This is a genomic window from Bradyrhizobium oligotrophicum, assembly GCF_051168495.1.
Taxonomy (GTDB): domain Bacteria; phylum Pseudomonadota; class Alphaproteobacteria; order Rhizobiales; family Xanthobacteraceae; genus Bradyrhizobium; species Bradyrhizobium oligotrophicum_A.
The window spans coordinates 186,436-210,205 of sequence record NZ_JBNPVB010000011.1 but is presented as its reverse complement, the minus strand read 5'-3'; the positions used below and the strand labels follow the sequence as shown (position 1 = coordinate 210,205).

19 protein-coding genes and 3 pseudogenes are annotated in these 23,770 nt (G+C 66.4%); 14 read left to right on the top strand and 8 right to left on the bottom strand.

Going from position 1 to position 23,770, the window contains the following annotated elements; translation table 11 throughout:
- Positions 1-61 precede the first annotated feature (61 nt).
- Positions 62-1,291: an amidohydrolase family protein gene (locus ACQR1B_RS21620; RefSeq protein ID WP_434833570.1), complete on the bottom strand. Its 1,230-nt coding sequence runs from the start codon at positions 1,289-1,291 to the stop codon at positions 62-64.
- Between the two features lie 254 nt (positions 1,292-1,545).
- Between ACQR1B_RS21620 and ACQR1B_RS21615 the strand changes: the two genes are divergently transcribed.
- The 4 genes from ACQR1B_RS21615 (at position 1,546) to upp (ending at position 6,650) form a co-directional block, all read left to right on the top strand.
- On the top strand, positions 1,546-2,802 hold the full coding sequence (locus ACQR1B_RS21615) for a GTP cyclohydrolase II (protein ID WP_434833569.1): 1,257 nt from the start codon (positions 1,546-1,548) through the stop codon (positions 2,800-2,802).
- A gap of 15 nt (positions 2,803-2,817) precedes the next feature.
- Positions 2,818-4,041, top strand: coding sequence for a URC4/urg3 family protein (locus ACQR1B_RS21610; RefSeq protein ID WP_434833568.1), 1,224 nt, complete (start codon positions 2,818-2,820; stop codon positions 4,039-4,041).
- A gap of 313 nt (positions 4,042-4,354) precedes the next feature.
- Positions 4,355-5,506 carry an IS110 family transposase gene (locus tag ACQR1B_RS21605; protein ID WP_434833420.1) on the top strand — a complete coding sequence of 384 codons (1,152 nt, stop codon included), beginning with the start codon at positions 4,355-4,357 and terminating at the stop codon, positions 5,504-5,506.
- A gap of 514 nt (positions 5,507-6,020) precedes the next feature.
- Positions 6,021-6,650: a uracil phosphoribosyltransferase gene (gene upp, locus ACQR1B_RS21600; RefSeq protein WP_172112217.1), complete on the top strand. Its 630-nt coding sequence runs from the start codon at positions 6,021-6,023 to the stop codon at positions 6,648-6,650.
- A 970-nt stretch (positions 6,651-7,620) separates the two neighbouring features.
- On the opposite strand, the gene ACQR1B_RS21595 is transcribed toward upp, so the two are convergent.
- The 5 genes and pseudogenes from ACQR1B_RS21595 to ACQR1B_RS21575 form a co-directional block, all read right to left on the bottom strand.
- Positions 7,621-8,994 carry an amidohydrolase family protein gene (locus ACQR1B_RS21595; protein WP_434833567.1) on the bottom strand — a complete coding sequence of 458 codons (1,374 nt, stop codon included), beginning with the start codon at positions 8,992-8,994 and terminating at the stop codon, positions 7,621-7,623.
- Positions 8,991-10,574 carry an ABC transporter substrate-binding protein gene (locus ACQR1B_RS21590; RefSeq protein ID WP_434833566.1) on the bottom strand — a complete coding sequence of 528 codons (1,584 nt, stop codon included), beginning with the start codon at positions 10,572-10,574 and terminating at the stop codon, positions 8,991-8,993. Before ACQR1B_RS21590 ends, ACQR1B_RS21595 begins: the two co-directional genes overlap by 4 nt.
- A gap of 23 nt (positions 10,575-10,597) precedes the next feature.
- Positions 10,598-11,272 (bottom strand): annotated as a pseudogene (locus tag ACQR1B_RS21585) (polysaccharide deacetylase family protein); the annotation flags it as partial.
- A 34-nt stretch (positions 11,273-11,306) separates the two neighbouring features.
- Positions 11,307-11,516 (bottom strand): annotated as a pseudogene (locus tag ACQR1B_RS21580) (transporter substrate-binding domain-containing protein); the annotation flags it as partial.
- 28 nt (positions 11,517-11,544) lie between these two features.
- On the bottom strand, positions 11,545-12,498 hold the full coding sequence (locus ACQR1B_RS21575; protein ID WP_434833565.1) for an N-carbamoyl-D-amino-acid hydrolase: 954 nt from the start codon (positions 12,496-12,498) through the stop codon (positions 11,545-11,547).
- 170 nt (positions 12,499-12,668) lie between these two features.
- Here ACQR1B_RS21575 and ACQR1B_RS21570 point away from each other — a divergent pair, with 170 nt between their 5' ends.
- A complete protein-coding gene (locus tag ACQR1B_RS21570; protein ID WP_434833564.1) occupies positions 12,669-13,655 on the top strand; it encodes a LysR family transcriptional regulator in 987 nt (328 codons plus the stop codon).
- 236 nt (positions 13,656-13,891) lie between these two features.
- Here ACQR1B_RS21570 and ACQR1B_RS21565 read toward each other — a convergent pair whose 3' ends face one another.
- On the bottom strand, positions 13,892-14,134 hold the full coding sequence (locus tag ACQR1B_RS21565; protein ID WP_434833563.1) for a hypothetical protein: 243 nt from the start codon (positions 14,132-14,134) through the stop codon (positions 13,892-13,894).
- A 541-nt stretch (positions 14,135-14,675) separates the two neighbouring features.
- Here ACQR1B_RS21565 and ACQR1B_RS21560 point away from each other — a divergent pair.
- A complete protein-coding gene (locus ACQR1B_RS21560) occupies positions 14,676-15,110 on the top strand; it encodes a DUF2267 domain-containing protein (RefSeq protein ID WP_434833562.1) in 435 nt (144 codons plus the stop codon).
- A gap of 65 nt (positions 15,111-15,175) precedes the next feature.
- Here ACQR1B_RS21560 and ACQR1B_RS21555 read toward each other — a convergent pair.
- Positions 15,176-15,394 (bottom strand): annotated as a pseudogene (locus ACQR1B_RS21555) (protein norD); the annotation flags it as partial.
- A gap of 384 nt (positions 15,395-15,778) precedes the next feature.
- Here ACQR1B_RS21555 and ACQR1B_RS21550 point away from each other — a divergent pair.
- The 8 genes from ACQR1B_RS21550 to ACQR1B_RS21515 all read left to right on the top strand — a co-directional run bounded on the left by ACQR1B_RS21550 (position 15,779) and on the right by ACQR1B_RS21515 (position 23,768).
- Entirely contained in the window at positions 15,779-15,967 is a 189-nt protein-coding gene (locus ACQR1B_RS21550) for a hypothetical protein (RefSeq protein ID WP_434833561.1), read from the top strand.
- A 286-nt stretch (positions 15,968-16,253) separates the two neighbouring features.
- Positions 16,254-17,672 carry a M20 family metallopeptidase gene (locus ACQR1B_RS21545; protein ID WP_434833560.1) on the top strand — a complete coding sequence of 473 codons (1,419 nt, stop codon included), beginning with the start codon at positions 16,254-16,256 and terminating at the stop codon, positions 17,670-17,672.
- 25 nt (positions 17,673-17,697) lie between these two features.
- Positions 17,698-19,263 (top strand): amidase family protein, encoded by a 1,566-nt coding sequence (locus tag ACQR1B_RS21540; RefSeq protein WP_434833559.1) that lies wholly within the window; start codon positions 17,698-17,700, stop codon positions 19,261-19,263.
- Between the two features lie 261 nt (positions 19,264-19,524).
- Entirely contained in the window at positions 19,525-20,292 is a 768-nt protein-coding gene (modA, locus tag ACQR1B_RS21535; protein WP_434833614.1) for a molybdate ABC transporter substrate-binding protein, read from the top strand.
- A 40-nt stretch (positions 20,293-20,332) separates the two neighbouring features.
- On the top strand, positions 20,333-21,022 hold the full coding sequence (modB, locus tag ACQR1B_RS21530) for a molybdate ABC transporter permease subunit (RefSeq protein WP_434833558.1): 690 nt from the start codon (positions 20,333-20,335) through the stop codon (positions 21,020-21,022).
- Entirely contained in the window at positions 21,019-22,116 is a 1,098-nt protein-coding gene (gene modC, locus ACQR1B_RS21525; protein ID WP_434833557.1) for a molybdenum ABC transporter ATP-binding protein, read from the top strand. Before modB ends, modC begins: the two co-directional genes overlap by 4 nt.
- A 210-nt stretch (positions 22,117-22,326) precedes the next feature.
- The gene (locus tag ACQR1B_RS21520; protein WP_434833556.1) at positions 22,327-23,187 is read left to right on the top strand and encodes a xanthine dehydrogenase; all 861 of its coding nucleotides are present in this window, start codon (positions 22,327-22,329) and stop codon (positions 23,185-23,187) included.
- 11 nt (positions 23,188-23,198) lie between these two features.
- Positions 23,199-23,768 (top strand): DUF2478 domain-containing protein, encoded by a 570-nt coding sequence (locus ACQR1B_RS21515; protein WP_434833555.1) that lies wholly within the window; start codon positions 23,199-23,201, stop codon positions 23,766-23,768.
- Positions 23,769-23,770: the final 2 nt, after the last annotated feature.

The window sequence follows — 23,770 nt, the reverse complement described above, 5'->3', positions numbered from 1 at the left end:
ATGACCGCTGGCAGTTTGCCAATGGCGAGAGAGCGGCGGCTGCGCCGTGCAAATCCCATCATCAAACCGGCCGATGCAGCACGGGCCGGGCGCGCGAGAACGACGGGCGGCCGCGCTTCAGGCCCCACAGCGGCTGCGCCAAGGTCGCCACCGCTTCTGTCGGATCACGCGCATCGATGCAGACGAGATCGGCCGGCGCGCCCACCGCGATGCCGTAGTCGTCGAGCCGCATCAGCTTCGCCGCATCATGCGTGATCATGTCGAGGCAGCCGGCGAGATGATCGGGACGCGAGACGTGGCAGACATTGGCGTAGAGATTGGCCATCCGGATCAGCGAGCCGTCGCCATAGGGCGTGAACGGATTGAGCACATTGTTGGTCGAGAGCGAACAGGTCACGCCCGCCGCGCGCAGCGGCTCCAGCGGTACCACACCGCGCGGGATCGCGTGATCGTGGCGGCGGCCCATCAGATGCAGGTCGGTCGAGGGCAGCACGGTGACCGCGACGCCGGCATTGGCGAGCTGCTTGGCGATCGCGTTGAAGCGCTCCGGCGGCAACAGCGACAGCTGCGTGACATGGCCCACAGCAACGCGCCCGCCCCAGCCATAGTCCTCGGTCTTGCGGCAGACATATTCGATCTGCATGTGATCGAGCGTCTCGGCAAGATCGAGATGCATGTCGATGTCGACGTCGTGATCGCGCGCGATCGCGAAGATGCGATCGATCTGCGCTCGCGGATCGGTGTCGAAATAGGGCGCGGCGCCGATGCTGCGCGCGCCGCGGCGCAGCCCCTCGATCAGGAGCTCCTCGGTGCCCGGGTAGTTGGTGAGCCCTTCCTGCGGAAACACGCAGATCTCCAGGTCGAGCGCCCAGACATAGTCCTGTGCAAGCTGCTGGATCGCCTCGAAGCCGATGAAGCCGACGCCGGGATCGAGCTCGACATGGGTGCGCATCCGCATCGTGCCGTGGCTGACGCAGCGCTCCACGGTCTGCTTCGCCCTCGTGTAGACATCGTCCGCCGTGAAGTTGCGCTTGGCCGCGGCGGTCTCGCGAACGGCCTCCGCCACCGTCCCTTCCCTGATCGTGCAGCGATCGAGGATGCAGGCCTTGTCGAGATGGATGTGCGTCTCGATCAGGCCGGGCACGACGAGGCAGTTCCCGGCATCGCGCTGGTCGCCCTCGGCCTGCAACACTGGCTCGATGGCCGCGATGCGGCCTTTGGAAATTCCGATATCGGCGCGGCGCAGCTCTCCTTGCTGCGCCAGCACCGCGTTGCGAATGATCAGGTCCATACCGCCATTGCCGTCGAGAATCCCTATGCGCGCCAAGCTGGCGGCCCGGCCCGCAAAAGGCAAGCTCCATGCCAGGGCAGGACGCCACCGGACTGCCGGCCGGGATCCGAAACCATTCGTTTACAAATAGACCGCCAGCCGGGCCACTTGTTTGGCGAGGAAAAACTGCTATATTGGTTTATGGAAAACGTGAACTCGTTCTGCTCAGGCCCGTCGTCAAGGCGGGCCGTTGCCGTTTTGGGGGTAGCTCACCAATGACGCGCTCCAACCGCACGGATCACATCCGCCTGACCTCGCACCCGGTGCCAGGCGCCAAGCACAATTTCCCGCTCCATTGGGGCGCCGACAGCGCGCGCGAGCGCGGCCCTATCATCGGCACGGTGTCGCGTCCGCAGGACCGCAACGTGATCGGCAGCCATGGCGGCTCCTACACGGTCTATCGCGCGCTCGCGGTATCCTCCGGCGCGCTCGACCCGATCCGCCGCCCAGATCTCACCAACACCCATCCCGCCGCCGCTATCGGCCCGTTCGCGCAGTGGCGCGATCCGGCCAAGATCGTCGCGCTCGATCCTTGGGGCCACCTGGTCGCGGAGAATTTCGGCGGCGAGATCGCGGAAGGAATCGACATCCGGCCGACCATCGCCGTGACCAAGGCGCGGATCGAACTGCCGGAGCTGCATGCAGCGCTCGCAGCCAAGCGCCTCGTTCATGATGGCGAGGTCGTGCATGCGAATGGCAGCGTCTCCGTGGTGAAGATCGCGATCGATCCGGTGTGGTACCTGCCCGGCGTGGCCGCGCGGTTCGGCACCAGCGAGACCAATCTGCGCCGTGGCCTGTTCGAGCAGACCGGCGGCATGTATCCGGAACTGGTGACGCGGCCGGACCTGCAGGTGTTCCTGCCGCCGATCGGCGGCACCACGGTCTATCTGTTCGGCGACGTCACCAAGCTGAATGACAGCCGAACGAAGATCACATGTCGCGTGCATGACGAGTGCAACGGCTCCGACGTGTTCGGCTCCGACATCTGCACCTGCCGCCCCTATCTGATCCACGGCATCGAGGAATGTGTCGCGGCCGGGCAGAACGGCGGCCTCGGCATCATCGTCTACAACCGCAAGGAAGGCCGCGCGCTCGGCGAGGTGACCAAGTTCCTGGTCTACAATGCACGCAAGCGCCAGGAGGACGGCGACGCCGCAGCGGCCTATTTCGAGCGCACCGAATGCGTCGCCGGCGTGCAGGATGCGCGCTTCCAGCAGTTGATGCCCGACGTCATTCACTGGCTCGGCCTCAGGCGCATCGACCGTTTCATCTCGATGAGCGACATGAAGCATGACGCACTGGTCGGCCAGGGCGTCGACATCGTCGAGCGTGTGCCGATCCCGGACGAGCTGATCCCGGCCGACGCCCATGTCGAGATGGCAGCGAAGAAGGCCGCCGGCTATTTCTCGCTGGAGCCGCAGAAGCCGCAAGAGCTCGACGACACCGTCGGCCGCCCGCTCGAGAAGTACTGAGCGCAGCGGCGGATCATGACCGAGATCTCCTCTCTCCTGTCCGCCCGCGCCGTGCGCGAGCGGGCGCATCAGATGCTTTCGCTGGGGCTTGCGGACAAGCTGCCGCATTTCCGCGTCGAGCTCGACAATCTCGATGCGATCGCCGATCTCGTCCTGGACGTGACCGGCAAGGCTTATCCGAACGGCGACGTGCCGTTCCATTCGCGCTGGCGGCATTTCGTGGTCGGCGGCGTCGATCGCTGGGCTGCGATCGCCGGCACGGTGAGCTGGCCGGATGCGGCGGCACGGGCACGCGCCGAGTTCGATCTCGCCATCACCAGCGTGCTGCTCGACGCCGGCGCCGGCGCATCCTGGCGCTATCATGACGCCGTAACCGACATGCGTATTGGGCGCTCCGAGGGTCTGGCGCTGGCCAGCCTCGACATGTTCGCGAGCGGCGCATTCTCGGCTGATGCGAACAATCCGCTGCGTGCCGATGCGGCGAAGCTCAAGCAGCTCGCGGTCGCCGATCTCGAACGCGGCTTCCAGGTCGGCCCCGATAATCCGCTGGTCGGACTGGAGGGCCGGGTGGCGCTGCTGCGCCGCCTCGGCGAGGTCGCGGCGGCGAGGCCCGAGATTTTCGGCGGGAAGGATCGCCCGCGTCCGGGCGGCCTGTTCGATCAGCTCGCCGCTGGCGCCACCGGCGCTCGCATCGAAGCCGCCGACATTCTGCTGCAGGTGCTACTGCAGCTCGGCCCGATCTGGCCGTCACGCCTGACGCTGCAAGGCACCGCCCTCGGCGATTGCTGGCGGCACACCTCACTGGTCACCGGCGATGCGACCACCGGCCTCGTGCCGCTGCACAAGCTGTCACAATGGCTGAGCTATTCGCTGATCGAACCACTGCAGCGCGCGGGCTTCGAGGTGGCAGACATCGACGGCCTCACGGGCCTCGCCGAATACCGCAATGGCGGCCTGTTCGTCGACGGGGGCGTGCTGAGCTTGCGCGATCCCGCCGATGCCGGCCGGGCGCATGAGGTCGGCTCTCTGCTCGTCGTGGAATGGCGCGCGATGACGGTCGCCCTGCTCGATCGGCTCGCCGAACTGATCCGGAAGCGGACCGGCGCGAGCGCAGAGCAGTTGCCATTGGCGCGCATCCTCGAAGGCGGCACCTGGGCCGCCGGCCGCAAGCTCGCCTTCGCCCGCCGCCCCGATGGCTCCCCGCCGCTGACCATCATCAGCGACGGCACGGTGTTTTAAGGGATTTGAGAGTAAGCCGATCTGATTGCGGCACCGACGGTGTACCCTCTCCCCTTGTGGGAGAGGGTGGCATGATCAAGCGAAGCGCGATCATGCCGGGTGAGGGGTCTGTCTCCGCGGAGAGAACCCCTCACCCGGCTCGAACTCGCTCCGCGAGTTCGATCCACCCTCTCCCACAAGGGGAGAGGGTGCACCATTCGTGTCGCTCCATGTTGGCTCGAACTAACGATCGGTTCGTAGATTCCATGGGGGAGCGGTGAGCGAGCCCTTCCGATAGGTTTGGGTTTCCACACTCGAACCCTCGGAGAGTCAGATGCAAGCATCGACCATTGGCACGCCCACCGCCGGAGATACTGGCACGATTTTCGTTGCGATTGAACTGAGCCAGAAGACTTGGCTGATCACGGTGCACAGTCCCGACCAGGGGCGAATGTCGCGATACAAGCTGGAAGGTGGCGATCACGCCGGGCTGCTGGCGTTGATCGCCAAGATACGGGCCCGTGCGGCGCAGAAGCTCGGATTGGAGCCGCGGGTCATGAGCTGCTACGAGGCGGGCTATGACGGCTTCTGGCTGCACCGGCTGCTGGTCGCGGAGGGGATCGGCAACCTGGTGTTCGACCCGGCCAGCATCGCGGTCGAGCAGCGGGCACGGCGGGCGAAGACAGATCGGATCGACGGCGAGCTGCTGCTGCGCACGCTGATGGCCCATTTGCGCGGCGAGCCCCGGGTGGTCCGGATCGTCCGGGTGCCGACGGTCGAGCAGGAGGACGCCCGGCGGGTCAGCCGCGAGCGCGACCGCCTGGTGACCGAACAGACGGCCCACACCAACCGGATCAAGGCGCTGCTGCGGCTGTCAGGCCTGGAGGTCGGCAGCCCGCGGCGCGGCAACTGGCTCACCTGGCTCGAGCAGCAGCGCGATTGGCAAGGGCAGCCGCTGCCGCCCCACGTGATGGCGGAGGTCAAGCGCGAGCATGCGCGCCTGATGCTGGTGCGTGAGCAGCTGGCAACGCTGGAGAAGAGCCTGGCGGCCGCGCAGGCGGCTGACGCTCCCGACGCGATGGCCAAGCGGCGGGAGCAGCTGCAACGCCTCAAAGGGCTCGGGCCGGCCTTCGCCACCACCTTGGTGGGTGAGCTGTTCTACAAGGACTTCCGCAACCGGCGCGAGGTCGCGAGCTATTGCGGCCTGACCCCGAGTCCGTGGAAGAGCGGCGGCATCGATCGCGAGCAGGGCATCAGCAAGGCGGGCAATCCGCACGTCCGCCTGAAGACGATCGAGCTGGCCTGGCTCTGGGTGCGTCATCAGCCGGGGAGCGAGCTCAGCCGCTGGTTCCAGACCCGCACGCTCAACGCCGGCAAGCGCGCCCGGCGCATCGCGATCGTGGCATTGGCGCGCAAGCTCGTCGTGGCGCTGTGGCGCTATCTCGAGACCGGCCTGGTGCCCGAGGAGGCGCTGATGAAGGCGTAAACGAACTTCGCGATCAGGCCCGCGGTTCGCCGCGGTCTTGCGAGGATGGATGACGACCGTGCCACCCTAGGGCTGTACCACCAGCCGTCTTGTAGATGGGTCTCATCCTCTTTGGCTTCTCGCCGCAAGCATGCGGAACAAGGGCCCGGATGCCAAGCATCCGACCGGATATGAGGTGATGCAGCGGACAGCTGCAGGATCTTCGCAAGCCAGTCCTCGACCGAGACCGACGATACCCAGGCCGGACATCGCCCTGCCCACCGCAAAGCCGCCGTCCGCTACGGCGCTATATCGAGAGCGCGCGGACGCCGGCTTCGCTCCACCGAACACACACACTCAAGGAAACCAACCGCCCCTCGAAAAAACAACCCGACCTATCAAACGAGACTTGACTCACAAGACCCCATATGAGGGTGGGCAAAGCGCAGCGTGCCCACCATTCCAAGTTGAGCTAAATCGAGGTGGGCACGGCGCTTCGCGCCTTTGCCCACCCTACGCTTCGGAGATGAAAGCCATGGAAGGCGTCACGGTCGTCGATCATCCGCTGGTGCAGCACAAGCTGACCTTGATCCGCGACAAGTCGATCTCGACCAAGTCGTTCCGCGAGCTCCTGAAGGAGATCGGCATGCTGCTGTGCTACGAGGTCACGCGCGACCTGCCGCTGACCGAGGTCGAGATCGAGACGCCGCTGGCACGGATGCAGTCAGCCAAGATCGCCGGCAAGAAGCTGGTGTTCGTGCCGGTGCTGCGCGCCGGCGTCACCTTCGTCGACGGCATGCTCGACCTGGTGCCGACCGCGCGCGTCGCCCATATCGGCCTGTATCGCGAACCGCAGACCTTCACCGCGGTGGAGTACTTCTTCAAGGCCCCGTCCGACCTGCACGAGCGCCTCGCCGTCGTGGTGACGCCGGTGCTCGCCACCGGGAACAGCGCGGTCGCCGCCGTCGACCGGCTCAAGGAGCGCGGCGCCAAGGACATCCGCATGGTCTGCATGATCGCTGCCCCCGAAGGCGTCGAGCGCGTGCGCGGCCTGCATCCCGACGTCACGCTGTGGACCGCAGCCATCGACGAGGGCCTCGACGACGACGCCTTCATCGTCCCCGGCTTGGGCGACGCCGGCGACCGCGCCTACGGCACGCGGTGATCGCGCTTAGGTCTGAGCCGCTTCGGCGCGGCGAAGGCCCGGGCATCCACGTCGTTCCACGGGTGCCGGACGACGTGGATGGCCGGGACAAGCCCGGCCATGACGGCGTGGACACACACGAGTGCAACAATACGTAGGGTGCGATATGCGATATCCGCCCCTCATGGTGAGGAGCGTCGCCCCTGCGACGCGTCTCGAACCATGAGGCCCCAATTTCCAGCTTCAACACTGCCCCTCGCGGCGATGAACTCAGCCTGCACCCGCGGCGCACCGCACCCGCACGCCACGTCGGTCCATGAGAGGCATTTGTAAATGCGTTGCCGCGCCTTGATTTGCCCGACGGGCACGGCCCGCACACATCCGCGCGCTGAAATCGTCCGTCGCCATGATCGAATCTCATCGCGCAAAAAGACTATTTTCACTCGCGTCTTCAATGAGGAGCGAGGTTTCAAGAGCCCGCGCCAGAAATAAATCGCTTCCGTAAATCAGAATATTCGGTCTATGCTCCCCTCCGTTCCGGTCCGGATGAGGGGCGTACGCGTCGTCACGATACGTTGGGCCGGCAATGCGGTGGACGTGAGAGCATCGACAGCGCTTGCGCTGACGAGCGGTGTTCCACGGACGGCGAAGTCGCGTGGTCCTGATATCCCGAAGCTGGTATCAAATCGGCCGTTGCCAAGCATCGTGCCGATGACGGTGGCCAACAAGCCGGGCACCGGGGAGAGCGCGTATAAGCCCGTAAACCATCGCGCAGGGAGGGCCGGATGTCCTGGTTCGTACCTGTGGTTCTGCCGCGTGCTTCTTGTTGCACGCGGACCATGGGTGCGACCGGCACCCGGCCTTCCCTGCGCCCTCATCATTTCACGAGGGCCGAGACTGCAGCATCACCCGGGCGCACTCAGCGCCGCGGCAGCGATGCGGCTTGCCCCGCTGTTTGACAAGGTTCAATCGGATGAGAGATGCGCGGCGCTCACCCCGCGAACGCGGCCTGCGCCTCCGGCAGCGCCCAGATCTTCTCGATCGCGGCAGCGCCTGCCGCCGTGATGGCCGCCTCGTCGCCATGCAGATAGCGCCCGTCGTGGATCAGCAGCCGGCCGTCGACCATCACCTGGTCGATGTTGGCGCGGTTGGCGAGCGCGATCAGGCCACGGCGGGGGTCGTGCAACGGCTGGAGATGCGGATGCGTCATGTCGACGATGGTGAGATCGGCGGTCGCGCCCGGCGCGATCACGCCGAGATCGGCGCGCTTGATCATGGCGGCCGCGGTCGCGGTCACCGCGTCGATCAGTTCCGGCGCGCTCGCCGTTTCGGCACTCCCCAGCGCGACCTTGGAGATCAGCGAGGCCGCGTTGAGCTCGCCGAGCAGGTCCATGTTGTAGCCGTCGGTCCCGACCGCGGTGCGCACGCCATGCGCGGCGAAGCGGCCGAACGCGGCGGTCACGCCGGCACGGGCAAAGACGCGCGGGCAGTTCAGCACGCCGGCGCCGCGCGCCGCCATCAGCTTGAGGTCCGCATCGGTCGAGGCGTGGCAATGTGCGGCCAGCAGATCGGGGCCGAGCAGGCCGAGCCAGTCGAGATATTCGGCCGGCGTGCGGCCGCCATAGCGCTGGGCGATCGTGGCCATCTCGCCCGCGCTCTGCGCCATGTGCGTGGTGATGGGAATTTCGAGCTCGCGCGCCCGGCCGGCTGCCGCGCGCAGCAGGTCGGGACCGCAAGTGTCGGTCGCGTGCGGGCTCATCGCCAGCCGGATGCGCCCCTCGCCCTGCCCGTGCCAGCGCTGATGCAGCGCGTTCCAGGTGGCCAGATCGGCCTCGCCGTCATCGCCGGCGTAGTGCACGACGCCATTGGCATCTGCCTTGGCGTCCGACGTCGAGAACAGATAGGGCGCGCCGTAGAAGCGCAGGCCCATCTCCTCTGCCGCATCGAACAGCTCGGGGATGGCGTTTCGAAAGGGCTCCATCACCGTGGTCGCGCCGCCCTTCAGAAGCTGCAGCACGCCCATGCGGCCGATCGCGCGCCGCTCCTCTGCGGAGAGAATCTCCGCGCCGCGCTTGGAGAGCGGCAGCAGCACGGTGTAGACGATGCTCTTGTTGTTGCGGCGGCCGTTGCCGTCCTCGGTCAAGGTCCGCGCGATCGCCTCGCTGAAGATGTGGTTGTGCAGGTTCAACAGACCCGGCAGCACGAAGCGGCCGGGCCGGTCGAACACGTCGTCGGCGGAAGGCCTGCTCGCCGTGATCGCCGCGATGCGCCTGCCCTCGACCAGCACCCAGCGGTCGCGCAAGACGTCCTGCGCGCCATCCCGGCGCGTCAGCACATAGCTGCCGAAGATCGCGGTGGTCGTCATGCGGGCCTCACGTTCCAGAATACGGCGGTGCCGTCGAGGATGCCGGTGATGCTCTTGCGATAGGCCGTCGGCTGCTTGTAGAGGCCGACCGGATAATACGGGATCTCCTCGAACGCCAGGGCCTGGATGTCGCGGCAGATGCGCTGCTGCGCGGCGAGATCGGCTGCCGCCAGCCATTGCGCGCGCAGCGCGCCCATCTTCTCGCTCCTGTACCAGCCGGCGACCGCGCCTTCGCCACGAAGATTGGTATTGCCGGCCGGATTGAGCCAGTCGATGCCCTGCCAGTTGCCGACCGCCGCGTTCCAGCCGCCCTTGTCGATGGGGTCCTTCTTGAGCTGCCGCTGCAGCACCGCGGCGAAATCCAGCGCGACGGCTTCGACGTTCATTCCGGCGCGCCGCATCGTATCGGCGGCGATTTCGCCGAGCGGCCGCTGCGCCTGCGAATTCGCCGGCACCAGCAGCACCACCTTTTCGCCATTGTAGCCGGCGGCCCTCAGCTCGGCCTTGACCTTCTCGTAGTTGCGCGGGCCGCGGAACACGTCGAGCCCGACGTCGCTCGCCATCGGAGTATTGGGGGCGAAGAAGCCGAGCGGCGTCGACTGATAGGCCGGCTCGGTGCCTGCAACGGCCGTCATGAAGGCGGCCTGATCGATGGCGCCGAGCAGCGCGCGCCGGATCGCCGGGTTGTCGAACGGCGGATGCAGATGATTGACGCGCATCATGCAGGCATAGCCGCGTGGATCGAGCACCCGCGTCGCGATGTCGCCCTCGCCCTGGAGCACGGCTAAGAGATCGTGCGGCGTGGTCTCCTGCCAGTCCTGCTCGTCGGTGCGCAGCGCCGCCGCCGCGGTGCCGGCGTCCGGCATCGTCGACCATACGACCCGGTCGTAGTGCACGATCTTCGGCCCCGCGGTCCAGTCCGGCTTGCCGTCGGCGCGCGGCTGATAGCGCTCGAACTTCGCATAGACGTTGCGAATGCCCTGCACCCGCTCATCCCGGAGGAAGCGGAACGGGCCGCTGCCGACGACCTCGGTCAGCGCCTTCATCGGATCCTGGCTCGCCAGCCGCTCCGGCATCATGAAGGCCGGCTGCACCGCGGCCTTGCCGAGCGCCTGCGGCAGCAGCGGAAACGGCCGCTTCAGCCGGAAGCGGATGGTCCTGTCGTCGGGTGCGGACAGCTCATCGGTCGCGGCGATCAGCTCGGCGCCGAAGCCGTCGCGGGCGGCCCAGCGGCGGATGCTGGCGACACAGTCGCGCGCCAGGACCTTCTCGCCGTCATGCCAGAACAGCCCGTCGCGCAGCGTCAGGTCCCACTGCCTGCCGTCGTTGGAGACGACGTCACCCGACACCATCTGCGGCGAGACGTCGAGCGCGGCATTCATGCCGTACAGCGTGTCGTAGACCATGAAGCCATGGTTGCGCGACACCTGCGCGGTCGAGAAGATCGGATCGAGAAAGGCGAGGTCGATCACCGGAACGAAACGCAGCGTCGTCTGCGCTTCGGCGCGAACGATGCCGGGCATCGACAAAAGCGGCAGGCTTGCAGAGGCCCCCAGGAAGGACCGGCGTGAGATCGGCATCAGATATCCTCGATACGTATCGTTCAGGCGCCCGCCGCCTCGTGGCGCTGGTAGTTCGCGGCGATCTCGGCGCCGGTCGTGATCCAGACGTCCTGGCACGATTTGGCGTAGGTCAGGAACTCGCGCAGCAGCCGGAAGCGCATCGGCCGTCCCGACACTTGCGGATGCAACACGGTGGTCACCATCGCGCCCCAGTCGCGCACCTCGTCGAGCTCGTCCTTCCACATCGACAGCACGTGCTCCTTGGGGAAGATCGAGCGCGGCGAGAACCGCGCCGACAGGCCGTGCATCCAGTCGTCATAGCTCGCGGTCACCGGGATCTCGATCGTGCCGGGCTTGCCGTCGGCGAGGCGATGGCGATAGGGTCGGACGTCGTCGCGGAACGACGAGGTATAGACGATGCCCTGCCGCACCAGCGCCACGCGCAGCTCCTCGCAGAACTCGCCGAACGGCGCACGGTAGCCGATCGGCCGGATGCCGAGCCGGCGCTGGATCGCCTCAAAGCCGCGCTCGATCTCCTCGATGATGAAGGGATCGCCGGGATCGGGCAGCAGGTGATGATAGCCATGATGGCCGATCTCGTGGCCGGCCTTGAGCACCGCCTCCGCCATCGCCGGATGCGCATCGACCGACCACCCAGTGATGAAGAACGTCGCCTTCAGGTCGAGGTCGGCGAGCAGCTCGAGGAGCTTCGGCGTGCGTCGGCGAATTCAAGGAGCCGGCCGCGCTGAGGCCGAGCCGCTTCGCCAGCTCGTTGGCGAGATCGATGTCGAGCCCCTTCAGCTCGTTGGTGGCGGGGTCGTGATATTCCATCGGCGCGTAGGTCGAGTTGACGGTGAGCTTGAGCGCGCCCGCCTGCTTGATGTCGGCGGGAAGCTCGGCCGCACCAGCCGAGACGAGCGACGCGAGGGTGAAGAAGCCGGCGAACAACGAACGGCGCATCCTGCAGAACTCCTCCAAGCCAAACGAACTAATCGATCACGACCGGCTCGACCACGCCGGCCCGCTCGGTGATCACCTTGTACTGGTCCGGGCGGCGATGCGCCGCGAAGTTGAACATCTTGTCCTTGCCCTGGCGGCACAGGTCGAGATCGATGTCGGCGACGATGACCTCGTCGGCAAGCGTCGTCGCCTGCGCCACGATGCGCCCATTGGGATCGACGATGCAAGAGCCGCCGATCAGCCCGCTGCCATCCTCGTCGCCGGCCTTGGCCACCGCGATCGCCCAGGTTGCGTTCATATAGGCATTGGCCTGCGCCACCAGGGTCGAATGGAAGGTGCGCAGCGACGCGTCCTCGGTGGTGCCGCCATTCGGGTCATACGCCGCCGAATTGTAGCCGACGCAGACCAGCTCGACGCCCTGCAGCCCGAGCACGCGCCAGGATTCCGGCCAGCGCCGGTCGTTGCAGATCATCATGCCCATAATGGCGCCGCTCCAGTCGCTGCCGGCGCGCACGGCCGGAAAGCCGAGATCGCCGTAGCCGAAATAGCGCTTCTCCAGCTGCTGATATCTGGCGCCGAGCCGCGGCTCGACCGAGCCCGGCAGATGAACCTTGCGATACTTGCTGATGATCTCGCCATCGGGATCGACCAGGATGGAACTGTTGAAGCGCCGTCCGTCCGGCGTCAGCTCGGCATAGCCGACATAGAATCCGACGCGAAGCGAGCGCGCACGGTCGAACAGCGCGGCAACCGACGGGCTCGGCATCGACCGCTCGAAATGGCTGTCGAGCGCGTCGCCTTCGAGGATCCAGCGCGGAAAGAAGGTCGTGAAGGCGAGCTCGGGAAACACCACCAGCTTCGCGCCTTGGCTGGCTGCCTGCTCCAGCAGCCCGATCATGCGCGACAGCGTCTGCGCCCGGCTGTCGGCCCGTTGGGTCGGGCCCATCTGGGCGGCGGCGGCGCGGAATATACGGCTCAACATTGCCTCCTATCTGTGCGCGATGCCGAATGATCAGGCGGAAAGTGCCTGGATGCGCGCACCAGAAGAAGTAATCATTTGGCAAAAGCGGCGCGGGATTTGCAATCCGCTGATGCCGGCCTGCGCTATGATATTTTGGTCGAGACCATAACCGGGGCTTATAGGGCGTTCACATGAACCTGCGCCAGCTGGAGATCCTGCGGGCCGTCATCCGCCATCACACAACCGTCGCCGCCGCCGAGGAACTGGCGCTGTCGCAGCCGGCGATCAGCAACGCACTGAAGGCCATGGAAGCCCAGGCCGGCTTCACGCTGTTCGAGCGCGTCAACAACCGGCTGTTCCCGACGCCGGAAGCGATGACGCTGTATGAAGAGAGCGAGGCAATCTTCACCCTGCATGCGCGGCTCGAAAATCGCGTGCGCGATCTGCGTGAGCAGAAGTCGGGTCATCTGTCGATCGTGGCGACGCCGCCGCTCGCCTACAGCATCATTCCACCGACCTTGTCGGGCTTCCTGCGACGGCGGCCGCAGACGCGCATGTTCTTCGACGTCAGACGCTATGAGGGCGTCATCGAAGGCGTGCTCGGCAACGTCGCCGAGCTCGGCTTCGCGCTCGGCCTGTCCGATCATCCCGGCATCGCTCATGAGGTGGTGCACACCGGCGAGATGGTGTGCGTGATGCCGCCGCAGCATCCGCTGGCGCAACAGCCGGTCATTTCCGCACGGGATCTCGCCGGCGTCCCGTTGATCGGGTTGGAGCGTGGCACGCGGCTCGGCGAAGCCGTGCGCGAGAGCTTTCGCGCGGCCGATACCGATTTCCAGCCGACCGTCGAGGTGCGCTATTGCAACACCGCCTGCGTGCTCGCCGCGACCGGCGTCGGCGTTGCCGTGGTCGATCCGTTCTCGCCGCGCCAGGGCGGCCACGACCTCGCCGTGCGCCCGTTCACGCCGAGCACCAAAGTCTCGGCCTATGTGCTGTGGTCGCAGGCGAGACCTTTGTCGAATCTGGCGAAGACGTTTCGCAACGAGGTGCGGAATGCGAGCCGGACTCTCACCGGCAGCGTCGACGCGATCGGCTCCGCAGCACGGCTACGCCATACAGCGCCCTCGCCCCTTGTGGGAGAGGGCATCGCCGACACATCTACGCGCTCGGTCGGGTGAGGGGTATCTCTCCGCGAGCATGACTCGTTGAGGTATACCCCTCACCCGAGCGAGTTTGCTGCGCTGTCCTGCATGCCCTCTCCCGCAAGGGGCGAGGGCGCATTCATGGCCACCGCATGTATAGCTACAACGGATCGGAGGTGGCTTTTCTCCGAACCCGTCCTTCGGCAATCGTTGGCGACGATGTCAATCACGCGCTGGAGCGTTGCGTCGTCTTGGCGACCGAGCCGCGGCTCTCACGCCCGCGCCAGCTCGATGTCGTGCGTCTGCTTCGTCTCGGCGTCATACACCTTGATCTGCAACATCGGGAACCGACGCTTGAGATCGTGCGCGCCGCTGTGCGCGCCTTCCTTGGTCTTGAACTCGGTCTTGATCTGACCATCGACCACGACGGCATAGCCGGTCGCCGGCAGGTCGTTGCCGGATTTGTCTTGAGCAGGCTTGTTGTGAACAGACTTCTCTTGGGCAGACTTGAGCATTGCGAGCCGACGTCGATTCGTGAGTTGAGGGAGTGTCGAGTGCGTGATCTCTCCGCCTCGATCGACTCCGATCTAAGGTGAGTCTGTCGTGACGAGCAAGCGAAGACGCGTTCTTCACAAGCAGGACGATCACGGTTCAACCTGATGGCGCATTGCCACTTTGCGATGATCCCTGGATGTCCACGCGTGCGGTTCGGAGAGTTCCAGAATCGAGGGCGAGGGTTTTCGACCGCGTATGTCGGGCGGATGCGGTCGCGCCGCCAGACCCGAGCTCTTGCGGTGATTCGGGCTCAGATGTCGAAATGCGTTGGCGAGATCACCGGTATCCCGTTCTGCGGCCACGCGCCGTAAGCGCTCGCACCCACAGCAATTGACCAGCCATTTACCTCACGATCGACAACAACGCCGCGAGCTTGATGCAAGTCAACATCCTCGGCTTGAACGCGCCGCCTACTGACACAACCTCCAAGAGAATCAGGTGTTGCTGTTGCGTCGTTCGGCGTTCCGCGAACGGACCTATGCAAATGTCATGGAGATTCACATGAGCGAGATCGGCGTCACGGCACTGGACCATGCCGTCCAGGAAACCAATATTTGGCTCAAGGCGGTCGAGCAGAGGCTCGCGCTTGCGAGCCGCCAGCAGGCCTACAACGCGCTGCGCGCGGTGCTGCATGTGCTGCGTGACCGCTTGCCGCTGGCCACCGCCGTTAACTTCGGCGCGCAGCTGCCGCTGGTCGTTCGTGGCATCTACTACGAGGGCTGGCATCACCCGGCAACACCGACCAAGGACCGCCATCTCGAATATTTCGTCGACGACATCTTCCGGCAGCTGCCGCCGCAATTCCCGGTCGACCCACTCAGGGCGGCGCGCGGCATCTTCGAAATCCTCTGGGAGAAGCTCGATCCCGGCGAGTTCGACAAGCTGATGGGTCATCTGCCGGTACCTTTGCGGAACCTGCGCGAGCCCGCGACGTGAGGCACCGACACGAGGACTGAAACGATCCGCTCGCCATCCATCGGGCGCCCTCAACTCCCGTGCATTCAATGCGCCAGCTGCCGGTACAGTGCCGGCAGCGTCGCGAGGAGGTGGCGGATGTTGCCGACGATGGTGTAGCCGCCACGGCCGAACAGCGTCGGAAAGTAGGACCGCGCCGACGCATCGATGGTGACGCCGAACACCGCCACGCCGGCGTGCCGCGTCTCCTGCACCGACTTGCGCGTGTCCTCGATCGCAAGCCGTCCCTCATAGTGATCGACGTCGGCGGACCCGGGAATTACGCCGCGACATGGGGTGAGGATGCCGTGGCTGTCGCCCTACGCCGACAGCTCGTGCTAGCACCAGCAGCGGCTCCTTCTCGACATCGAGCACGCGACCGCGAGAATGACGATTCCGCGCGCGACATGGAGCAGATGGAAGCCCTTCAGCAAAAAGTAGAATGTGGAGGCGCAGCTCGACCACATCACCGCAACACCGATCATCATCGTGTTTGCTGCCGCGCTGCGGCGCATGGGCGTGCCGTCGACCACGGGGGACCGTGTTCGCCATCGCATCGTCAGTCGCGATTGCCGTCGTGCTGTTCCGCACGCAATAGCCGGCATGGAACCTTTGCCGTCCTCGGACGTCAGATCGTCCGGAGGTGGCGCATGGACGACAACCGATTCGCAGAGCTGCTCGGCAACGCCGCGATCAGCGTGTGGGGCGACATGCCGCGCGACATTCAGGAAGCGCTGTTCGAGACCGCGATGCGCGGTCACGACGATCTGCGCCATCAGTTCGCGAAGCTCCTGCACGATCGCCACCCGCGCACCGAGCATCCGCCGCTCACGGCTTGAGTGTCTCGATCCCGGCAATCGCCGGCCGCGAACTGCGACGGGCGCGGTAACGACGACGGTCGACAGTTCCGAAATGTGAGAGTGCCGATCCCGACTCACGTCGCGTTGCGGCGCCGAAAGCGCCGCACTGCATCCAATCGCAGCATCGTCTGCTCAAAGCGTGGCGCGCTCGCCCGCGGCGTGGTCTGCGCCGCATGGCTGCTCCCGCCCGGGATCGCTAGGCGCCCGGGAACTTAGCTGATAACGATACCGGCTTCCTATCGGCAGCAGAGGACAAGGACCGGAGATGGATAACCGCAGCGAGATCTGGCGCGGCGTCGACGCGATCAAGACCCGTTTCATCGAGCTCAGCGACCGGGTGTGGGCCATGCCCGAGGTCTGCTACACCGAAGCCCGCTCGTCCGCCGAACATCTCGCCGAACTGAAGCACCAGGGTTTTCGCATCACCGAACAGGTTGCCGGCATTCCGACCGCGCTGATGGGGGAATGGGGCGACGGCGGTCCGGTCATCGCCTTCATGGGCGAATATGACGCCCTCCCCGGCCTCAGTCAGGAGGCCGGCGTCGCCGAGCATCGTCCGGTCGAGAACGGCGGCCATGGCCACGGCTGCGGCCACAACCTGCTCGGCTCGGCCGCATTGCTCGCGGCCACCGCCGTGAAGGACTGGCTCGCGGCCAACAAGGTCCCGGGCCGCGTGCGCTACTACGGCTGCCCCGCCGAGGAAGGCGGCGCCGCCAAGGCCTTCATGGTGCGCTCCGGCGCGTTCGAGGATGCCGACATTGCGATCACCTGGCATCCGTCGAGCTTCTGGGAAGTGGTGATGACGCCGTCGCTCGCCAACACCCGCGCCGACTTCACCTTCACCGGCCGCACTTCGCATGCCGCCGCCTCGCCGCATCTCGGCCGCAGCGCGCTGGATGCACTCGAACTGATGAATGTCGGCGTCAACTACATGCGCGAGCACATGCCGAGCGACGCCCGCGTCCACTACGCGGTGCTCGACACCGGCGGCATTGCGCCCAACGTCGTGCAGGCGCATGCGCGGGTGCGCTACTCGATCCGGGCGCGCGACCTGCCGGGCATGAACGAGTTGGTCGAGCGCGTGCACAAGATCGCGCAAGGCGCCGCGCTGATGACCGAGACCAAGGTCGAGATGAAGATCGTCTCGGCGGTCTCCAACATCCTGCCCAACACGCCGCTCGAACAGGCGCTGTACGGGATCATGGAAGAGCTCGGGCCGCCGCATTTCGACGAGGCCGACAAGAGCTTTGCCGGGCAGATCCAGGCGACCCTGACCGACAAGGACATCGCCTCGGTCTATTACAGCATCGGCATGGACCCGACGGAGAAGCCGCTCGCCGACTTCCTGGTGCCGCTCGACGCCAAGCGCAATCCGCAGATCGGCTCGACCGATGTCGGCGACGTCAGCTGGGTGGTGCCGACCGTGCAGGTCCATGCGCCGACGGTCGCGATCGGCACGCCGTTCCACACCTGGCAGGTCGTTGCCCAGGGCAAGTCGCCCGGCGCTCACAAGGCCATGGTGCAGGCTGCCAAGGCGATGGCCGGCCTTGGCATCAAGGCGCTGAACGAGCCCGCGCTGATCGCGGCCGCCAAGGCCGACCTCAAGAAGCGCACGACGCGCACGCCCTATGTCAGCCCGCTGCCTGACGAGGTCGAGCCGCCGCTGACGATGTCGGTGGCCTGAGAACGCAAAACGGGGGACTCCATCAGTGGCGAAGACGACAGCGAAGCGGCCGCCTGCGAGGGCGGTCAAGCCGACGACGAAGCGTGCGGCCGCGAGGCCGGCAGCCAAGAAGAAAGCTCCGGCCAAGGCCGGAATTCGGCCCAAGACCCAACCGAAAGCAGCCGCGCCCAAGCCGCGGCTGCCGAAGGGACCGGCCTGGCAGTGGTCGGCGGTCGACACCGCGGCTGCGATCCGCTCCGGCGCGGTCTCCTCGGTCGAGGTCACTGAGGCGCATCTCGCGCGCCTGCATGAGGTCAATCCGAAGCTCAATGCCGTCGTCGTCGATCTCTCCGAGGACGCCTTGAAGGCAGCGCGTGCGGCCGACAAGGCCCGCGACAAGACGGGCCTGCTGCATGGCGTTCCGGTCACCATCAAGGAGAACGTCGACTACCAGGGACGGCCGAATCCCAACGGCGTTCCGGCCCAGATGGGCATCATTGCGCCATCGGACGCCCCGGTCGTGCGCAACCTCAAGACGGCCGGCGCGATCGTGCTCGGCCTCACCAACACGCCGGAATTCTCGTTCCGCGGCTTCACCGACAACCCGCTGCATGGTTTGACGTTGAACCCGTGGGACCCAGAGATCACCTGCGGCGGTTCGTCGGGCGGCGCCGGAGCCGCGGTCGCGGCCGGCATCGGCACCATCGCGCATGGCAACGACATCGGCGGCTCGCTGCGCTGGCCGGCGCATTGCAACGGCATCGTGACCATCAAGCCGACGCAGGGCCGCATCCCCGCCTACAACGAGAGCGCTGCGTCCGAGCGGCCGATGCTCTCTCATCTGATGTCGTCGCAGGGGCCGCTGGCGCGCAGCGTCGCCGATGTCCGGCTGGCGCTGGAAGTGATGAGCCGGCGCGATCCGCGCGATCCCTGGTGGGTGCCGGCGCCACTGCAGGGCAACAGGCCGAAGCGGCCGATCAAGGTCGCGCTCGCCAGGATCCCCGACGACATGGAGGTCGATCCCGCGGTGAACACAGCGCTCCGGCAGGCCGCGGATCATCTCGAGCGCTCGGGCTACCGGGTGAGCGAGGTCGAGGTCCCCGACATCTCCGGCGTCTGGCAGAATTGGTGCGACATCATCACCAACGAGGTCGTGGTGATGCAGGAAGCCAAGATGCTGGCGGTCACCTCCGAGGATTTCCACAAAGCCTGGGGCGGCATGCGAGCGAAGGCCGAGATGCTCGATCTCGCCGGCTGGATGAAGGCGACGGCGCAGCGCTCGACGCACATCCGCGCCTGGCAGCTGTTTTTCGAAGAGTACCCGGTGGTGCTGGCGCCGACGACCGTCAAGCCGACGCCGGGTCCGCGCGAGGACACCGTCAGCGCCGAGCGCGTGCGCGAGATCTTCTTCAACGAGATCCGCTTCATCTCGGCCATCAACGTCCTCGGCCTGCCCGGCGCCGTCGTGCCGGTCGCGGTCCACGATGACAAGCCGATCGGCGTGCAACTGATCGCCGGCCGCTATCGCGAGGACCTCGCGCTCGACGCCGCCGCGGCGATCGAGAAGCGCGCGGGCATGCTGGTGCGTCAGCTCTGGGAGCGGATGACCTAGTCTGACGAACGGCCCGAGGATCAAACTCCTCGGGCCGTCGTGTTTGCGACACTGCGCCGCTTCGATTGTCCAAATTCGAACATTTGCGCGCATCGCGTCGACACGAGCGGCCCTCGTGTTGACGGGAGCTGGCCGAGCTGCCTATTTTGATATATACGAATGGATATAGCATGACCTCGGCTCTGGCCCGATGCGACGGAACGGGACTTGCAATTCAGCGATACGAGCCCCGTCGAGGTAGATATGAACAAGGACAATGTGATGAGATCGATGCGCTTCGCCACCGCCGCCTTTTGCGCGGCCGTTGCCCTGCTGACCGGCGCTAACGCGTTTGCCGGCAGCGCCAACGTCGCCGTGGCCGCCAACTTTACCGAGCCGGCCAAGGAGATCGCGGGCCTGTTCAAGGCCAAGACGGGCCACGAACTGGTGCTCAGCTTCGGTGCGTCCGGGCAGTTCTACACCCAGATCAAGGAGAATGCGCCGTTCGCGATCCTGCTCTCCGCCGACGACGAGCGGCCGAAGAAGCTGGTCGATGACGGTCTCGGCGTCGCGGACAGCCGCTTCACCTATGCCATCGGCAAGCTCGTGCTGTGGAGCAAGGACCCGGCCACGGTCAAGGGCGAGGACACCCTGAAGGCGAACGCGTTCAACAAGCTGTCGATCGCCAATCCCGCTGCCGCGCCCTATGGCGCCGCTGCGGTCGAGACGCTGAAGGCGCTCAAGCTCTATGAGACGGTCCAGCCCAAGATCGTGCAGGGCAACACCATCTCGCAGGCGTTCCAGTTCATCGACACCGGCAACGCCGAGCTCGGCTTCGTCGCGCTGTCGCAACTAATGCCGAATGCCGGCGGCTCGCGCTGGCTGGTGCCGCAGAACCTCTACAGCGAGATCCGGCAGGATGCCGTGCTGCTGAAGGCGTCCGCCGGCAACGAGGCCGCCACCGCGTTCCTGGCCTTCCTCAGGACACCGGAAGCGCGTGCGGTCATCGAGAAGTTCGGCTATGCTCTGGATCCGAAGTCCGGCAGCTGAGCGCTCGCATCGATAGCGCTCCAGGGATGAACGTCCAAGGATGAACCTCCACGTCTCGGCCGACATCTGGCAACCGGTCCGGCTGACCCTCGAATTGGCGGCGATCACGACCGTCATTTTGATGATCGTGGGCACGCCGATCGCCTGGTGGCTGGCGCGGTCGCAGGCGTGGTGGAAGGAGGCGGTTGCAGCCCTGGTGGCGATCCCGCTGGTGCTGCCGCCGACCGTTCTCGGATTCTATCTGCTGGTGGCGCTCGGCCCCAGCGGCCCAGGCGGCGTGCTGGCCTCGCTGTGGGGTGCGCGCACGCTGGCCTTCACCTTCCCCGGCCTCGTGATCGGCTCGGTGCTGTTCTCGATGCCGTTCGTGGTGCAGCCGATCCGCAACGCCTTCGAGGCGATGGGCGAGAAGCCGCTGGAGGCCGCCGCCACCCTGCGCGCCTCGCCCTGGCGTGCATTCTGGACCATCGCCGTGCCGCTGGCGAGCCCCGGCTTTCTCACCGGGGCGATCCTCGGCTTCGCCCACACCGTCGGCGAGTTTGGCGTCGTGCTGATGATCGGCGGCAACATCCCCGGCAAGACCAAGGTGCTGTCGGTTGCGATCTATGACTATGTCGAGACCTCGCAATGGACCGAGGCGTCGGTGCTGGCGCTCGGCATGGTCCTATTCTCCTTCTGCGTCATTCTGACGATGATGCTGATCGAGAAAAAGATGACACGACGCACGTCATGAGCACCATCAAGGTCGATTTCCGCGGCACGCTCGGGCGCTTCGAGCTGAATGCGCGCTTCGAGGTGCCGGCGCGCGGGGTGACAGCGATCTTCGGTCCCTCGGGCTGCGGCAAGACGGCAGTCATGCGCTGCATTGCCGGGCTCAATCGCCTGGACGACGGCCTCTGTTCGGTGGCCGGCGACGTCTGGCAGGAGGACAAGCATTTTCGTCCCGTGCATCAGCGTCCCATCGGCTACGTGTTCCAGGAAGCCAATCTGTTTCCGCACCTCTCGGTCCGGCGCAATCTGTTGTACGGCCATCCCGACACGATCGGCGCCGCCGCGATCGGCTTCGACGAGGTCGTCGCGCTGCTCGGCCTCGACAGGCTGCTCGAGCGCTCCCCGCGGCATCTGTCCGGGGGCGAGCGGCAGCGCGTCGCGATCGGCCGCGCCCTGCTCAGCCAGCCGAAACTGCTGCTGATGGACGAGCCGTTGTCGGCGCTCGACCAGATGACCAAGGACGAGATCCTGCCCTATCTGGAGCGGCTGCATGCCGCGCTCGACCTGCCGATCCTCTATATCAGCCACGACATCGCCGAGGTCGAGCGGCTCGCCGATCAGCTGGTGCTGATGCGCAGTGGCGCCGTGCTGGCCTCCGGCCCGCTGCCCGAGCTCCAGGCCGACCTGTCGCTACCGCTCGCGCTGTCGCGCGATGCCGCCGTGAGCCTCGATGCCACGGTCGTGGCGCAGGATGCGGCGGACGGCATGGCGACGCTGACCGTGCCCGGCGGCCGGTTCCTGCTGCCGGCCGAGCCGCTCGCGCCCGGGACGAAGCGTCGCCTGCGCGTGCTCGCCGATGACGTCAGCCTCGCGCTGGAAGCGCCGAGCCGCAGCACCATCGTCAACGTGCTCAGGGCGAAGATCCTCGAAATCCGCAGCCAGTCGGACCATCGCGTCACCGCCCTGCTCGGTCTCGGCGAGGACGGTGGCGGCGCGCGGCTCCTGTCGCGCGTCACCCAGCGCTCGTGGACGGAGCTCGGCCTGCAGGCGGGGCTCGCCGTCTACGCCCAGGTCAAGGGCGTCGCGCTGGTCCGCCGCGAAGATCCCGCCGCCTGACCGGCCGCGCCGGCCGCATTCCGCGGAAACTTTGCGCCGCGTTATATACACGACAATATAGCACCCAATGTTATATCTGCAACAATACAGCTTTTGATCGATCGAAGCGGCGCCCGCCCCGGTTTCACCAATGCCATGAAGGCGTTGACCGCAGACCGGCCGATTGGCCCGGTGTTTGCTAATTCGATCCGGCAACATGAGGTCATCAGCATGAAAGCCGCCGTCACCTGGCATCCGAACGCGCCCAAGCCGCTTGCGCTGGTGCTGGGCACCAACGAGATCGCCTCTGCCGTCGCGGCCAGGCTGAACCAGGCGCGTTTCGCGATCGTGCTGTGCCACGACGCCTTCCCGCCGGTAATCCGTCGCGGCATGGCTTTCCATGACGTCCTGTTCGGGGAGGCGCGCGAGCTCGACGGCGTGACCGGCTGCCGCGCCGAGAGCATCGCGGACGTGGTTCGGATCCACCGTGAGCCCGGCCAGGTCGCCGTCACCGCGATGCACCTCACCGACATCATCGCCTTCCGCTATCCGGCCGTCATCGTCGATGCCCGCATGCAGAAGCATGTCGTCACGCCTGATCTGCGCGGCGTCGCCGCCATCGCCGTCGGCATCGGCCCGCGCTTCGCCGTCGGGCACAATTGCGACATCGCGATCGAGACCCATCCTTGCGAGACCGGCACGATCGTGGCGCAGGGCAGCACGCGCAGCGCCGACGGCAAGGCGCGCGATCTCGGCGGCGCCGGACGCGAGCGCTTCGTCTATTCGGACCAGGACGCCGTGTGGCACACGCCGCTCGACATCGGCATGCGTGTCTACAAAGGACTGCAGCTCGGCTCGCTCGGCGGCACGCCGGTGCTCGCCCCGCTCGACGGCGCGCTGCGCGGCATGGCGCGCGACGGCCTGCGCGTGCCCGCCAACGTCAAGCTGATCGAGATCGATCCGCGCGGCCGTCACGCCGCCTGGACCGGCATGGACGAGCGCGGGCAGACCATCGCGGCGAGCGTCGTGTCGGCCGTTCACCAGGTCATGCAAACCAGCCGGACGGCGGGCCGCGTCTCCGCCATCGTGTAAGGAGGACTGCCATGGGTGTCGCTGAGATCGGGACGCGCCAGATCGTGGCGCTGCAGGGCGCTGCATCCGCCGCGATCCAGGAGCTGCTCGCTGACTTCGCCGTACGTCTCGTAGGCGCCGGATTGCGCGTCTCCGGCGTCATCGAGAGCAGCGCGGACAAGGCGAAGCCGTGCAAATCCATGATGCTACGCAGTCTCGATGATGGCCGTGTGTTCTCGATCTCGCAGGATCTCGGTCCGGGGTCGCAGGCCTGCAACCTCGATCCCGAAGGCCTGGTGCTCGCCTGCGCCGCCGTGCAGCAGTCGATCGCGCGTGGGACCGACGTCGTGATCCTCAGCAAGTTCGGCAAGCAGGAGGCCATGGGAGGCGGCCTCGCCGACGCGTTCGGCGCGGCCATCGCGGCTGGGCGTCCGGTCATCACGGCCGTTTCACCGGCGATGACGACGGAGTGGCATGACTATACCGGCGAGTTGGCGGAGTTCGTGTCGGTCGATGTGGCGCGATGCACAGGATGGTTGACGGGCTGGTCGCACCGGCTCGTGACATCGATGCATGTACATGACATGATCAGGATCATGTGAAT